General features: G+C 39.2%; 16 protein-coding genes, 1 riboswitch and 1 other annotated feature. All 16 genes read right to left on the bottom strand.

The window, feature by feature from the left end:
- Nucleotides 1–47 precede the first annotated feature (47 nt).
- On the bottom strand, nucleotides 48–1,406 hold the full coding sequence (locus QFZ72_RS13800) for a sodium-dependent transporter (protein ID WP_307434134.1): 1,359 nt from the start codon (nucleotides 1,404–1,406) through the stop codon (nucleotides 48–50).
- 63 nt (nucleotides 1,407–1,469) lie between these two features.
- Nucleotides 1,470–1,690, bottom strand: a binding site (T-box leader).
- A gap of 127 nt (nucleotides 1,691–1,817) precedes the next feature.
- The gene (locus QFZ72_RS13795) at nucleotides 1,818–2,084 is read right to left on the bottom strand and encodes a hypothetical protein (RefSeq protein ID WP_223435439.1); all 267 of its coding nucleotides are present in this window, start codon (nucleotides 2,082–2,084) and stop codon (nucleotides 1,818–1,820) included.
- A gap of 195 nt (nucleotides 2,085–2,279) precedes the next feature.
- Nucleotides 2,280–2,939, bottom strand: a complete 660-nt coding sequence (locus QFZ72_RS13790) for a carboxylesterase family protein (RefSeq protein WP_307434131.1) — start codon at nucleotides 2,937–2,939, stop codon at nucleotides 2,280–2,282.
- A 117-nt stretch (nucleotides 2,940–3,056) separates the two neighbouring features.
- Nucleotides 3,057–3,878 carry a membrane protein insertase YidC gene (gene yidC / locus QFZ72_RS13785; RefSeq protein ID WP_307434129.1) on the bottom strand — a complete coding sequence of 274 codons (822 nt, stop codon included), beginning with the start codon at nucleotides 3,876–3,878 and terminating at the stop codon, nucleotides 3,057–3,059.
- A complete protein-coding gene (locus QFZ72_RS13780) occupies nucleotides 3,827–4,186 on the bottom strand; it encodes a hypothetical protein (RefSeq protein ID WP_307434127.1) in 360 nt (119 codons plus the stop codon). Before QFZ72_RS13780 ends, yidC begins: the two co-directional genes overlap by 52 nt.
- Nucleotides 4,187–4,390: 204 nt before the next feature.
- A complete protein-coding gene (locus QFZ72_RS29785) occupies nucleotides 4,391–4,552 on the bottom strand; it encodes a hypothetical protein (RefSeq protein ID WP_307434126.1) in 162 nt (53 codons plus the stop codon).
- A 144-nt stretch (nucleotides 4,553–4,696) separates the two neighbouring features.
- Nucleotides 4,697–4,838: riboswitch (cobalamin riboswitch) on the bottom strand.
- 6 nt (nucleotides 4,839–4,844) lie between these two features.
- Complete coding sequence (gene bluB, locus QFZ72_RS13770; RefSeq protein ID WP_307434124.1) at nucleotides 4,845–5,501, bottom strand: 5,6-dimethylbenzimidazole synthase; 657 nt, start codon at nucleotides 5,499–5,501, stop codon at nucleotides 4,845–4,847.
- Nucleotides 5,502–5,597: 96 nt separating this feature from the next.
- Nucleotides 5,598–6,464, bottom strand: coding sequence for a GHMP family kinase ATP-binding protein (locus tag QFZ72_RS13765; protein WP_307434122.1), 867 nt, complete (start codon nucleotides 6,462–6,464; stop codon nucleotides 5,598–5,600).
- Nucleotides 6,465–6,646: 182 nt separating this feature from the next.
- Entirely contained in the window at nucleotides 6,647–7,216 is a 570-nt protein-coding gene (locus QFZ72_RS13760) for a nitroreductase family protein (protein WP_307434121.1), read from the bottom strand.
- Nucleotides 7,204–8,007, bottom strand: a complete 804-nt coding sequence (gene cobA, locus QFZ72_RS13755) for a uroporphyrinogen-III C-methyltransferase (RefSeq protein ID WP_307434120.1) — start codon at nucleotides 8,005–8,007, stop codon at nucleotides 7,204–7,206. The genes QFZ72_RS13760 and cobA overlap by 13 nt, the downstream gene beginning before the upstream one ends.
- 273 nt (nucleotides 8,008–8,280) lie before the next feature.
- Nucleotides 8,281–9,657, bottom strand: a complete 1,377-nt coding sequence (locus tag QFZ72_RS13750; RefSeq protein ID WP_307434119.1) for a cobyrinic acid a,c-diamide synthase CobB — start codon at nucleotides 9,655–9,657, stop codon at nucleotides 8,281–8,283.
- A 16-nt stretch (nucleotides 9,658–9,673) separates the two neighbouring features.
- On the bottom strand, nucleotides 9,674–10,798 hold the full coding sequence (locus QFZ72_RS13745) for a cobalt-precorrin 5A hydrolase (protein WP_307434117.1): 1,125 nt from the start codon (nucleotides 10,796–10,798) through the stop codon (nucleotides 9,674–9,676).
- Nucleotides 10,795–11,568, bottom strand: coding sequence for a precorrin-4 C(11)-methyltransferase (gene cobM / locus QFZ72_RS13740; RefSeq protein ID WP_307439766.1), 774 nt, complete (start codon nucleotides 11,566–11,568; stop codon nucleotides 10,795–10,797). Before cobM ends, QFZ72_RS13745 begins: the two co-directional genes overlap by 4 nt.
- Nucleotides 11,568–12,269, bottom strand: coding sequence for a precorrin-2 C(20)-methyltransferase (gene cobI / locus QFZ72_RS13735; RefSeq protein WP_307434116.1), 702 nt, complete (start codon nucleotides 12,267–12,269; stop codon nucleotides 11,568–11,570). The genes cobM and cobI overlap by 1 nt, the downstream gene beginning before the upstream one ends.
- The gene (gene cbiE, locus QFZ72_RS13730) at nucleotides 12,266–13,480 is read right to left on the bottom strand and encodes a precorrin-6y C5,15-methyltransferase (decarboxylating) subunit CbiE (protein ID WP_307434114.1); all 1,215 of its coding nucleotides are present in this window, start codon (nucleotides 13,478–13,480) and stop codon (nucleotides 12,266–12,268) included. The genes cobI and cbiE overlap by 4 nt, the downstream gene beginning before the upstream one ends.
- Entirely contained in the window at nucleotides 13,464–14,582 is a 1,119-nt protein-coding gene (locus QFZ72_RS13725; protein ID WP_307434113.1) for a cobalt-precorrin-5B (C(1))-methyltransferase, read from the bottom strand. Before QFZ72_RS13725 ends, cbiE begins: the two co-directional genes overlap by 17 nt.
- Nucleotides 14,583–14,585: the final 3 nt, after the last annotated feature.

The following is a 14,585-nucleotide window of genomic DNA, read 5'->3' as shown; positions in this document are numbered from 1 at the left end:
AATTTTACCAATTTTAACATATGGAGGGCCAGCTGAATAGAACTGATTTATCGGAAAAGCAGTTTCCAGATTCCCAAAACATCCAGCAAAACGAGGAAAATAGCGATTGGAGCTACATATCTCATTAAAATGAACCAAATGTTAAAGAGTCCTTTAGATAAAGACGAACCGTTAGCAAGTTCTGAGTAAAGCATGGATTTTTTCATTTTCAAAGGAACAAAGATGGAGATCAGCAAAGCGCCAATCGGCATCAGAATATTGCTGACCAAATAATCGGCTGCATCAAAAATTGATTTTCCGAAAATGCTTACTTCACTCCAGATTCCAAAGGATAAAGCAGATGGCACTCCAACTGCGAATATAAGCATTCCAATGATCCACGACCATTTAATCCGTTTGTCAGCATCACCTTTAGAAATCACAGATACAATAATTTCAAGCATCGAAAAGGCTGATGTTAGTGAAGCAAATAAGAAAAGCAGCAGGAAGGCAACGAAGAATGCCATTCCAAATGTCATTTGATTAAAAACGGTCGGAAGTACATTAAATAATAAGACAGGACCTGCATCAGGCTTCAGTCCAAATGAAAAGACTCCCGGGAAAATAGCTAATCCTGCCATAACAACGATAAATATATTCATACCTACAATCGAGAACGCTGATTGCGGCAAATTCGAATCCTTTGGCAAGTATGAACTATAGGTAAGCATAACTGAAACACCCACACTTAGTGTGAAAAAGGATTGTCCAAGTGCTGCAAGAATGACTTCAGAAGTTAATTTTGAAAAGTCAGGATAAAATAAAAATTGTACACCTTCCATTGCACCTTCTAGTGTAATCGAACGGAATATCAGCACTATAAATAATAGAAATAAGGCCGGCATCATAAATTTGCTTGTACGTTCAATCCCATTTTGTACACCCTTTGCAACAACGGCAATGGTTATGATCATAAATACAAGATGAGCTCCAACGCTAAGCAGCGGATTTGAAATCGTAGCACCAAATAACTCCCCAAACTGCTGCTGATTAAGTCCATTCAGTTCTCCTGATATCGCTTTAACTAAATATAAAATGATCCATCCGCCAATGACACTATAAAAAGAGAGCAAAATAAAGCATGTTATCATGCCCAGGTATCCAATAGAATACCATTTTGAATCCGGTGCAATTTTTTTATAAGATTCAATCGCATCACTTTGTGTGCTTCGCCCGATTGCAAACTCTGCAAGCAGTAAAGGCAATCCAAGCAGGATCGTGAACAACAGGAAAATGAAAAAGAACGCACCCCCGCCGCTTACCCCTGCGATATACGGGAATTTCCAAATCGCTCCAAGTCCGATTGCAGATCCTGCTGCAGATAAAATAAATCCTAGTTTTGAAGACCACTGCTGATTTTCTTTCATGTTGCACCTCTTTAATATTTCTGTATTATTAATGAAAACGCAAAAAAGCCGCCCCTATAAAAATATAGGGGCGACTATTCATCGCGGTACCACCCTAGTTGAGAATAAAATCATTCTCCGGCTCTGAAGTCTATATCGGGACAACCCGTTAATCCCTTCCAATAGGTCGAAATTAAAACTCAGGGACCGAAATTCATCTTTTTTGTATGTACTGATTCCCACCAACCATCAGCTCTCTAAAACAGTGACAATAAGATTACTTTGCTTCCCATCAACGTTACGTTCCATTAATTTATAGATAATTTAAACATCTTAGACATGAGCTTGTCAACATAAATTGTATTTTTAAAAATGGAAAATAGATTTTTCAGCTGCTGTTTCGCGAAAAAGAATCCAATCAATGAAGGAATACTACTCATCAAAAACTTCCGGTTCATTAAAAACAGTAATCACTTTTGTAGCGCTATTTATTTTACAGTCCAAATTCCAAATGGTTTTCTTAAAGCAAACGACATCCTCATTTTCAAGGTAAAACTTTAAGAGCACATCATCTTCGGCATCAATAATCGCATATTTATCCTTGCTTCTGAAAAGCTCGTGTTCTTTATGCATCACGACTTTCCAGCCATGTTCCAATGAGAATTCTTTAAAATCTTTGGTGAATTTTTTTAAATTCATAAAGCTTTACCTCCAATCAGCATTTATTTTCATAAAAAAAACTTGTGTACAGATGGATTAAATGGTATATTACTAGAGCGATGAGCTGATTTGTGTAAGTCGAAAGACATGCGGTTTTCCGCACACATGAATGTGGTCATGTGGTTTTTCGCCTCAAAACGCAAGGAGACGACTGTTTTTACAGCGTCTCCTTTTTTATTTACTTTGCTTCAGAAGCCATGAAAAAAACTCAGGATTATTGTAGGCAGCCGTCCAAGAGTCATGACCTGCTTCAGGATAAGAAGTAAACGTTACATTCCCTCCCGCAGTTTTAATAGCATTCACCATATCCAAGCTTTCCCTGATTGGGATAACATCGTCTCTTTCCCCATGAAAGATCCATGTTGGAATTTCTTTTAACCGCTCTGCTTTTTCAGGGCATCCTCCCCCGCAAATAGGCGCTAATGCAGCAAATAGATCAGGCATCCTTGATGCAAGCTCAAAAGCCCCATAAGCTCCCATGCTCATCCCTGTTAAATATATTCGCTTGAGGTCGACGCGATGCGTTTTAATAACCTCTTTTAGAAGTGCAGACACACCATCTAATTCCATGATCCAATTTGCTCTCCTTGCAGTGGAAATTGGACATTGAGGTGCAAGGAGAATAAACGGATAGTCTCCTTTATCAACGACTTCCGGCAGACCTATTTTTTTTACATGCTCTGGATCTGTTCCCCGTTCCCCGGCTCCGTGAAGAAACAAAACAAGCGGTACCTCTCCAGTTCCTTCTTCATATCCTGCTGGAAGTTTTAAAAGGTAGGACAGATTAACATCAATTACTTTTGTGATTGTTTTTTGAAACACATCTGATCTCATCTGGTTACTCCTTTAGTAGTTTTCATATATGTCATCTATTACATTCTGCCTGATAAGCAGCAAACCCTTTTTTTAAGCAGCAAAAAAGGCCAATTCACTTGGAATTGGCCCTGGGTGTTATGATTTAGCCACTGATAATGAGCTTGGTTCTGCTTGAAATAGCTTCTTTGTAAGCAATGTTTGAAGGATGACAAAGATTCCGCCGATCGTCCAGTATAGAGGCAATGCAGCAGGTGCTGTCAGAGAGAATACACCAATCATGATTGGTGACAGATAGCTGAACATCGCCATTTGCTTTCTCTGCGCCTCATCAAGACCTATTAATGTAACTCTTGACTGTAAAAAATAGATCCCGGCAGCTAAAAGAGTCAATGTTAAATCAGGACTGCCCAAATTGAACCATAAAAACGAATGCTCTGCGATTTCAGGAGTTCTTTGAATGGCATAATAAAAGCCTGTCAGAAACGGCAGCTGTATAAGAAGAGGCAAGCACCCTCCCAAAGTAGCCAGCGGATTAATATTATGCTTTTGATAAATCTTCATCGTTTCCTGCTGAAGCTTCGTCTTTGTTTCAGCATCTTTTGCTTTTTTCATTTTTTCCTGCAGTGCTTTTAATTCAGGCTGTGCTTTTTCCATTTTGCCTTTCATATGCATCTGATCTTTTGATTGCTTTAAAGCAAATGGCAGAAGCACGAATCTGATCAGCAGCGTGACCAGGATAATTGAAAATCCGTAGCTTCCTTGAAACCAGTCCGCAAATGTTGTAAGCAATACAGAGAAGGGATACACAAAATAGTGATTAAAAAAACCAGGTGTCTGGCCTGTAATATCCTGAATGTTTCCATTTGCCTGCTGGCAGCCGCTCAGTAAAATCAGCAGTGTAATTCCTAACAGTATGAGTAATGTTTTCCGTGAAATGAATGCAGCTTTCTTTTCCATTTAAATCCTCCTTGGTGTTTTCCATTTTGAGCTAAACTTCCAAGAAGGATATTAGATGGTACATCATCACCTGAATCATACCGTCTCATTTGTCTGGTAATCCATAAAGATATGGCATTCGTTTCATTTTGCATCCGCTGCGAGGAAAATTGATTCTCCTGCTCTTTTTTCATGACCGGCTTTAAAGACGGATGCTTCTTTAATGATTGATTCAGCAAGTAGCCGAAAGCAAACATGGCTGCTACAGTAAAGAATAAGCTTAACAGCGATAAATATGGCGCCAAATCATGTGTAAATTCTAAGATCATCTGCTGCATTCACCTCCTTTTCATACCCTCAGTATATACTTATAAATAGGAAAAAGAAAGAGGATGACAATACCATGGCATGCCACCTTGTTTATTTATCCAATACATCATTTACTCCCTTGTTCACTCGAATTTTTCAGGATAAAATGCCATTGCTAATGTATTAAGTGCTTTGAGAGCCGCGAATTCCCTCTGCACCTGCTGTTAGTGGAAGAACCACAAAACGCTTGTTTTCGATAGCTGATACATCTTGAAGTCCATAATGACGATTACTTCTGGATTTCGTTTCACAACCTCTTCTATAACAATGCTTATATGTTTGTAAACCCCAATGGCTTCCTGCTTATGTCTTTTAATTGAAATCAACTCTATTCTTCAAAAAAAAAGCTCCTCTGATTCGAAATGCAGAAATTAAGACAAATAAAAACGCCCACCTAAACCATGAGCGAAAATAAAACTAAAACGAGAAAAAAGGATACACTCAAAAGCACTTCTCGTCCTGCCCTCTCAATTCCCGAAGTAATAAAGGCAGAACTCCTGATTTATGCCTGCTTTAAGGCGTTCGCATTTACAGCTGCGGGGAAAGTTCTGGATTCACACCACATTTTCCCTATTAAGTCCACCTTAGGCCACCTTCACTACTAAATAATTATGTGTTTCAATCACCTTGATGTTTGTTTTTCCCCCATTTATTCTCATAGATAAGCTGTTCTAGAGGATGCCTTTTTTCCCAATTAGCTAATTCTAAAATAGGTTTCTCCGGATATTCATCCGTATAACCAATAGTTAGAAGAGCGATAGGATCAATATGCAGCGGGATATCTAATATGTCACGAATATCATTCTTTTTATAAAAACTTACCCACCCTAAGGCAAGCCCTTCAGCACAAGCTGCCAGCCACATATTTTGAATGGCACAGGCTGTTGAAAGAATATCTGTTTCAGGAATTGAATTTCGCCCTAATACATGTGAACCTCCTCTTGCAGGGTCGCAAGTTACACATATTGTGATTGGAGCTTCTTTTAAACCTTCTACTTTTAAACCAAGAAATCTTGTTTCTCTTTCCCCATCATAATGAATAGCTAATGCTCGTCTTTCCTTGTCTGCTGCCCAAGCTAATTTTTCTTTTATTTCATCAGATGAAATGATTATGAAATTCCAAGGCTGCATAAATCCAACTGAAGGTGCATGGTGAGCAGCGTTTAGTATTCTATGTATAATATCTTTAGAAATAGGGGCAGACAGAAAGCTTCTAATATCTCTCCTCTTGTAAATCACTTTATAAATAGAATCTTTTTCTTCTTTAGAAAACATAAAATTTCTCTCTCCTATTTTCTAAAAAATTTTCCCCATCTTAAATTTTCTAGAATCTAACAAAACTTATTGAACAATTATTATGTTTCGTCTACTCTAGTCTGATCTATGAAAATAATAGAAAGGTTTCATGTTAGGCTGATTGCTCAACTGGATAATACGTTTAGAAATTGTTTCTGCAATTTCGCCAATATTCTCAAAAGACGGATTCAATAAAACCCCTAGAACAGTGCCGCTATGAGCGATAATAAGTCCTCCATCGTACTTTGAAGCAAAGCTTTTAAATTCACTAAAATAACGTTTAGGCAATATTTTTTGGTTTATGCCGGCGCTTAGTGTCGCTGCTTGACAAACAAAAGACAAATCCTGAAATTCTATTCCTAATTTAACCAAATGATATGCCTTTAAGAAAACGGCTTGATCCTCCTTGCTATATCGTTTGGGCTGTCTGTTAAATTCAAGCGTATTAATTGTTCCTCCTAAATCCATTCCGATCAAAACGAAGGATGGTAAAGGACCAAGCGTCTCTATTAATTGTCCATGAATGTAGTCGTATGCAACCAGATCTTTATACATAACACCGTCAGTAGGCTCAATCTCACTGGAAATCCGTGAGATGATCTCTTCTGACAAGGGTATGGAGTAACTATCCGCAACAGCCTTCATTGCAGCAACAACATCAGCTGAACTACTGGCCAATCCTTTACCCCTCGGAATATTCGAGTTAACCTCCAAATGCCCCCCGCCTTTTAAATCAAACCATTGAAACACCTTTTTGCATGCTACTACCGCTTTTGTATTTGAGAGTGGCCCAGTAATATCACCCTTCTTGTTATGAGGAATAAAAACAGCGTTACTCCTTAGAATTGGTATAGGCAGCGATATTAAAAACGGGCGTTCACATAAAACGCCTTGAACAAGTTCGCCAAACGTGCCATTGCACCTTCCTCTTCCCACCTGCATGCCAAAAACCCCTTTTTCCCAACAGCCAAACCATTAGAGAGTACAAAAATACATAATCAATTAATATAATCTACATCGCTTAAATAGATTGGAGGTTTTCCTGAATTTTTCCCCAACAAGAGTCAGCCGCATTGTAGAATTGGGTTCAGCCTGTAGTTCTTCCTTCATCTTGTCTCTTCTTTCTATAACCAAACCGTTTTTTCTTCAAAGGATGTTCTTGCGGAAGTCTTCATCTTCTTTAACGCCTCTTCATCTGGATACCCAATAAAAATATTCCCTATTATCGTCTTATTCTCAGGCGCACCAATGAACTGATACATGCGTTTATCATGAACAAGCCCCACGCCTCTTGTCCGCCATACAAATCCTAATCCTAGATCCTTCGCGGCCAGCCACATTGAATGAATCGCACAGCATACTGCATATTCATTATCTCGAGACGCTTCTTCATCCTCAGGAACGATATCAGAAGTAACAACGATATGTACCGGTGTGTTCTTTAATACTTTCAGGGAACTTTGTACTAAATTCGGTTTTGTTGGAAAACGTTCTTGCAAAAACTCTTCTGCCAGCTTCTCATACCTTTTTTTAGCTTCACCTCTTATTACATAAAAACCCCATGGCTCTCTCATCCGATCGTTTGGCGCCCAAGTTGCTATTTCCAGTAATTTCTTAATCTTTTCATCTTCTACGGCATGATCACGATAGTCACGTATTGCCCTGCGACTTTTTAATTCCGTTATGATTGACACGCTGCCCCCACCTTTTTTTTATCATTTTCTTTTAATAATTCCAGCTCTTCAAACCACTTTATTTTCTCCCTTAACTTAACCACATCACCGACAAGGATAATTGCAGGATGCTTTATTTGTGCAAGCTCCGCCTCTTTTTCAATCGTATTCAGGCTCCCTGTGACTGTTTTCTGTTTTTCCGTTGTCCCCCATTGGATAACGGCTACTGGGGTTTCCTGACTTTTTCCATGCTCGATTAACTTTTTGCAAATATAAGGTAAGTTTCCTACTCCCATGTAAAAAGCAATTGTATCTATTCCCTGAGCAAGGGCTGACCAATTCAGATGATCCTCTTCCTTTTCAGCGCGGCCATGACCTGTAACGATTGCAAAGGAAGAGGCGTGGTCCCGGTGTGTAACCGGAATTCCCGCGTAGGCAGGGGCAGCGATACCTGAGGTAATGCCAGGCACAATTTCATATTTTATACCATTTGCAGCCAGCACCTCAGCTTCTTCCCCAACACGTCCAAATACACATGGGTCTCCTCCTTTTAAACGTGTCACCGTTTTCCCTTCCAGTGCGTACTGAACTAAAAGCTCATGAATTTGTTCTTGAATAAGTTCATGTTTTCCGGGAAGCTTTCCGCAAAAAATAAATTCCGCATCGTTTTTGGCATGGTTTAATAGCTCTTTATTTACTAATCGATCATATAAAATCACGTCAGACTTTTGGATGCACTCCAAACCATAAACTGTAATTAATTTCGGATCTCCCGGTCCCGCCCCGACAAGATAAACGTATCCTTTTGTCATGATCATTTCTCACTTCTTTCTTTTTTCTCTATAGTCATATTCCTTTATTAGTACTCTTCCTTTTCGACATTCTAATAGGAGTGGAGCAAGATTGTCATAAAGCTTCAATACCCCATATGAATTTAGTAACCTTTTACATGGAATGGGTGACGTTTAAACTGGTGCTTCCCTTTCTCTGTAAATTTCGATATTTTTAGGTACAGGATAACTGCGATCCATATCCTTCTGATGGTTGGGTATTGCCGTAACGTATTTTAAAATGATTGAACAGCTTTACCCATTTGCTTTAATTTCCTTGCACCTCTCTATCCAATTCATTACCATTTCAGAACTAGAAGCAAAATGAAAATGAGTATACCCTGCTACCAGGTTATGTTTCAAATAACCTTCTTTCTTCGTACCGCGCATGCCTTTAGTTTCATATGCATACTCTATTTTATTTTCAGAATGGAAGGTTGAATAATGAAATTCATGACCTTTTGCTTTTTCATTCTCACCGATTAGAAAATTATTTTTTCGTCCGCTAATTTCTCTGTAACCTAATGCAGCCCGTTTTGATTGCATTTTTACATCGCCGGAAATGACTCCTGCCATTTGGTAGCTGATTTTATTGGTTGTTTCGATTGAATCTGTCAGGTACATAAAGCCTCCACATTCAGCAAGTGTTGGTAATCCTTGCTCAATCGCCTGTTTTATGGAGTCTTTTGCTATATGATTATTTGAGAGAGCAAGAGCGAATTCTTCAGGAAAACCTCCGCCCAGATAAAGTCCATTGACACCAGCTGGTAATGCTTCGTCTGCCAATGGCGAGAAAAAAACAATTTCAGCACCGTAAGACTCCAGGATTTCTAAGTTCTCAGGATAATAAAAATTAAAAGCCGCATCTTTTGCTACCGCAATTTTAACCGTTTTTTCTGCTTTTTTTTCAAAAAGCGAAGATGTTTCGGTTTTATTCAGCGGCGAAGCTAAAGATATTTCAAGTAATTTATCAATGTCGACAGTTTCAAGAACAAGCTCTCCTAATCTATCAAAAAAAGGGTCAAGATCTCCTCTTTCAATAGATGGAATAAGTCCAAGATGCCTCTCTGGTATTTCAATATCAAGCTCACGTCCTAAATAGCCGATAACAGGAATCTGACATTCTTGTTCTATTGCCGTCTTTACCAGTTTAAAGTGTCCTTCGCTTCCAACTTTGTTTGCTATAACTCCTTCAATCCTAGGGCCATCTGCGAACATTTGGAATCCTTTGACAATGGCAGCTGCACTTCGAGCCATACTGGCACAATTTACAACTAGCAAAACAGGCGTTCTCGTTATCATGCTAATCTCTGCAGTACTTCCTTGATTCGTTTTCGGGTTTTTTCCGTCAAAAAAGCCCATAACCCCTTCTATAATTGAAATGTCCGCTCCACGGCTTCCATGTGTAAAAATATCAACAACTGTATCTTTTGATAACATCCAACTATCCAAATTACGGGCAATCCGTTTTGTCACAGCGGTATGATAGGATGGATCAATATAATCTGGTCCGCATTTAAATCCTTGTACAGTTAAACCTCTTTTAATTAATGCGGACATTAACCCAATTGTTAAAGTTGTTTTGCCGACACCGCTTCCGGTACCAGCGATCACGATTCTTCGTTCTGCCACCTAACATTCCACCTCTCTAAAAGGAAATGACTGCAACGGATATTGTTACATTGCCTGATTTCTTCTTGCAAATCGACAGAGATTCTGCACCGCTGTACAAACGGGCAGCTGGCTCACTAACTCCATAGGCGCCAGTAAATTTAAACACCGTCTCAGAAGGTTCTGCAATTTGAACACGATTTAATTCTTCTGATGAATAACATTTAAATTCCCAGTTATTTTTTTGAGATACAGCAATTATCCCTTCTTCATCTTTTTTAAGATCAATAGAGCAAATAGCTTTAACACTTTTAATCGAAAAATGCAGCTCATTTAGTGTTTCATGAATGACTTGATCGATTTCTTCCATTGAAGTACCTCTATTACAACCAATACCAAGAACAATGACTTTAGGACGGTAAAGAACACCGTTATGTAAAATTGCTTCTTCACTCTTGTTTAAAATTCTATGAGTAACAACGAGTGCTGCATTCGGTTTAGCATGAATTGCTTCTTCAATCGATTGATAGACTTTAATTGTTTCCGGAAGGGGGCTATTGTAATTCCACCATTCTTTTTCTCCAGATTCCTGAATAATTGCAACATGTTCTTCATTTACGACTGATGCACTGACAGGAGTTAATTTTTCTGCACTTTCCCAAACCCAGCCAAACTTACTCCCAAATAGATCGACAGGTATCGTTTTTTGAACGTCAGATGCGGTTGTAATTACAGGTGCTGCACCTAGTAAATCAGCAACTTCCTTAGTTAACTCATTTGCCCCTCCTAGATGCCCGGATAACACACTAATAGCATGCTTCCCTTTGTCATCAATAACGACAACAGCCGGATCTGTTTTTTTATCTTTTAAAAGAGGTGCAATCATACGTACGACAGCACCTAATGAGATGATCATGATGATTCCTTTATATGATTGAAAGAGTGATGGAAGAAGAAGCCGCACATTCCCTTCAAAAAGAGAAATATTTCTTCGTTCTTCATCACCTCTCTCAAATTTACTCATATAAAATAAATCGGTCTGATGAAATTTCGCATGCAAGGTACGAGCAAGTTCAACACCGTGCTTTGTAATCGCTACAATGGCATATGTTCCATTTTGTTCAAGCGATACGTTTTTTCCCTCTTCCAGGACGAGTGTCATTCTTTCACTCCTTTTCGAAATCCGTGTGTGAACGCTTTGTCATAAAGCTTTGACCTAAAATCTTTTTGATGAATATCCTTATCTAGTGCCCACCCTGCTAAAATCATCGCTTGTTTTCTTATTCCGTTGGCACGCATATCTTCATCAAGGTGTTCGAGGGTTGATCTTACTATTTTTTGATCAGGCCATGATGCTTTATAGACCACCCCGACTGGTGTATCCTTACTCCAGCCTGCATCGAGAAATTCTTTGACAATCTTCTTTGTAAGCGTAGCACTTAAAAACAAAGCAACTGTACAATGGTGTTTTGCTAAATCTCTCAGCTTCTCAGCATCAGGTACAGGTGTACGTCCTTCAGCACGAGTTAGAATCACTGTTTGTGTCAACTCAGGAATCGTCAGCTCTGCACCTAGGGCTGCTGCTGAGGCAAAGACTGAGCTAACTCCCGGAATAATTTCAACACTTACGTCTTTCTTGTTTAAAATAGAAATTTGCTCCATGATTGCTCCGTAAACAGCTGGATCTCCTGTATGGACGCGCACTACCTTTTTTCCTTCATGAACTCGATCAACCATGATCTCAACCATTTCATCAAGATGCATTCCTGCAGTCTTGATAATCTCAGCTTCAGGTTTTGCTCGTTCTATTAGTTCCGTGCTTACCAATGAATCAGCATACAGTACAACATCGGCTTCTTGAAGTAACTTTAATCCCTTTACAGTAATTAAATCCGGGTCGCCCGGTCCTGCACCTATGATTGTTATTTGCATTATTTTCTCACCACCATTAATGTTAAATATTCCAATTCTGCTCGATCCAGCTCCTGAATGTCCCATATAATCTCCTCATCTGAAGTTACCTTTGTCACAACTGAAGCTTTGTCGAGTAAATTCAGTTCACGAAGAATTTTCAGCATTAAATCCATTACTTTGGCGACCTTTATAAAAATGATGCAGTCATTTTCAATGATTACTTTTTTCATAGCTTCATAGTCGTCTCTTGCAGGAATGATCGCGACATGGTCATCCCCTTCTGCAAGCGCAATACCAAGTCTTGAAGCTGCACCGTTAATTGATGATATCCCAGGCACCGTTTTAATTTTCACTTCGGGATAGCGGACCTTGACAAGGTTCATCATATGAATAAATGTACTGTATAAAAGGGGATCACCCTCGGTAACAAACGCGACATCCTTGCCTGCCTTTAGCTTTTCCCAAACAAGCTCCACTGTTTTTGACCATTCACGTTCAAGAATTTCAGGGTCCTTTGTCATTGGGAAAACAAGACCTAACATCTCTTTTTCTCCCGGCGTTATGTACACATCAATAATTCGCTGGGCATAGCTTTTGCTGCCTTTTCTTTTTTTAGGGTATGCGATCACTGGAGATTCCTTAAGCTTTCGAAAAGCTTTTACTGTCAGAAGCTCCGGATCACCAGGACCTACGCCTAAACCGTATAATGTTCCTATCATGGCTGTTCCCCTTCCGTATGCTGTGCGGTAATAATATAAATCGGATTCAATGCATCAAATCGTGTGAGGTTTAAAATCGGTTTACTCCTGGAAATCTGAGCAAGTGTAATTTTTGTTTCAAACCCTTTGCTTTTGAATCCATCAACAGCTTGCATTAAATTTTCAATTGTTACTGCATTTAACACAATTCGTCCGCCTTTTTTTAAACGCGAACAACAAACAGTCAGAATATCCTCCATACTCCCAGCAGTACCGCCAATAAAAATCGCATCAGGATCTGGAAATTCCTCTAAATGATTTGGTGCTTTTCCTTGAATCAGAGTAAAGTCCGTTTTGAATTTCACCATATTCAGCCGGCAATTTTCAAGGTCATGTTCATTTTTTTCAATCGCAAAAACCTGTCCTTCTTTTGCAATTAAACAAGCTTCAATTGCAACAGAACCAGTACATGTTCCAATATCCCAAACAATGCTGCTTTCTGTTAGCTTTAATTCACTTAGGCTGATCGTTCGGATTTCTTTTTTTGTCAGTAATCCCTTTTCTGGCTTTCTTTGATAAAACTCATCATCATCAATCCCAAACTGCCACGTTTTACTCTCAGATATCTTTTGCAGAACGACCACGTTAAGCGGCGAGAATTCGAGGTTCTCCATTTCTTCAAGTTCGTAAAAAGCACAGCGTTCATTTTCACCACCGAGATTTTCAGCCACAAATGCCCTGTACTCATTCATATTAAATGAACGTAAATATCGGGCAATTTCGGAAGGGGTATTTTTAGCATCAGTAAGCAGCGCTACTTTTTTACGCCCATTTATTCGTTGGGCCAGTCCTTTCATGCTTCTCCCATGAACACTTAGTACAAAGGCATCCTGCCAGCTCTCATTCATTCTTGCAAATGCCAGCTGGACCGAGCTTATATAAGGATAAATTTCGACATCAAGCTTCTTGGCTAAATAACTGCCAATTCCATAAAATAAAGGATCACCAGATGCTAAAACGACAATTCTCTTAGTTTCTTTGCTCAAATATGTAACTAGCGAAGGTAAACTACCTTTGATGGTAACTTTTTCACCTTGATAATCTTTGAAAAAAGATAATTGCCTTTCCCCTCCTACTAGTATTTCACTCTCATAAATCCACTTTTCATAGATAGGAAGAAGACTCTGTTTTCCATCATCACCTATTCCAATTAGCTTAACCTTCTTTGTCATTTTTCCCAGCCTTTCCAAGTAACGTACCCTTCATAGAGTACAAACTTGTTTCAATCGAAATCCCGCCGCCAGCTTCTTTTAACCCAGCTGTACAGCAATAGTCACAAAGAATTGTAAAAAAGTCGTTATAACCAAGCTCAAGCATGAGATCACCTACTTGTGACGCAGTATTAGCTTGTCGAATTGTTTGGATCAGTTGTTGATCTTTAACACCTGCTTCAAAAGCCACATTTGCTAAAAAGTTAAAATCAACGGGTGCACTTTTGGAATGAACCATCATGACTCCTTGTGCTACTTTTGAGAATTTTCCCATCATTCCAACCAAAGATACTTTCTTAATCCCCTGACGTTTACATTGTTTTAATGTAAAACCGACGAAATCCCCCATTTCAACAAATGCCTCTTCTGCAAGATCAGGATATTGTTTGATCCCGAATTTTTCACTTCGTCCGCCTGTAGTAATTACAACATGGTCACAATTACTAGCTCGTGCCACACTTATGGCTTGCACAATACTTGCCATGTATGCAGAACTAGAAAATGGTATAACAGTTCCTCTAGTCCCTAAAATTGAAATCCCGCCGATTATTCCAAGTCGCTTATTGAGCGTTTTTTCTGCCATTTTTTCACCATCAGGAACAGAAATAATAATTTTGATCCCTCTTATTAGTCCATGGGAGGATAGTACTTCTTCAGCAGTTTCATAAATCATTTTCCGCGGTACCGGGTTTATTGCAGCTTCACCGACCGGTACTGGGAGTCCTTCTTTTGTAACTCGGCCAACACCAACACCGCCATCAAGGGTGATACCAGGTTTTTCACACCAAGAAACAGTAGCTTTAATTAAAGCACCATGTGTCGCATCTGGATCATCACCAGCATCTTTAATTGTTCCGGCTTCAGCTAGACCAGGCTCAACGATGCAGCTTTCCATTTCAAAGGTGACAAATTTCCCGACTGGCAAAAAAATCGTTGCTTCAGCCTGGGGCATACCTGTTATTAATGCAATTAATGCCGCTTTCGTTGTAGCCGTTGCACATGCGCCCGTTGTATATCCAGAGCGCATCTCCTTTTTATCTTTCTTTTTTGCTTTTCCATCCATTGT

It is taken from the genome of Bacillus sp. V2I10 (assembly GCF_030817055.1).
In the GTDB taxonomy this organism is placed as follows: Bacteria; Bacillota; Bacilli; order Bacillales; family Bacillaceae; genus Bacillus_P.
The sequence above is the reverse complement of the archived record's forward strand: the minus strand, read 5'-3'. Positions and strand labels throughout refer to the sequence as shown.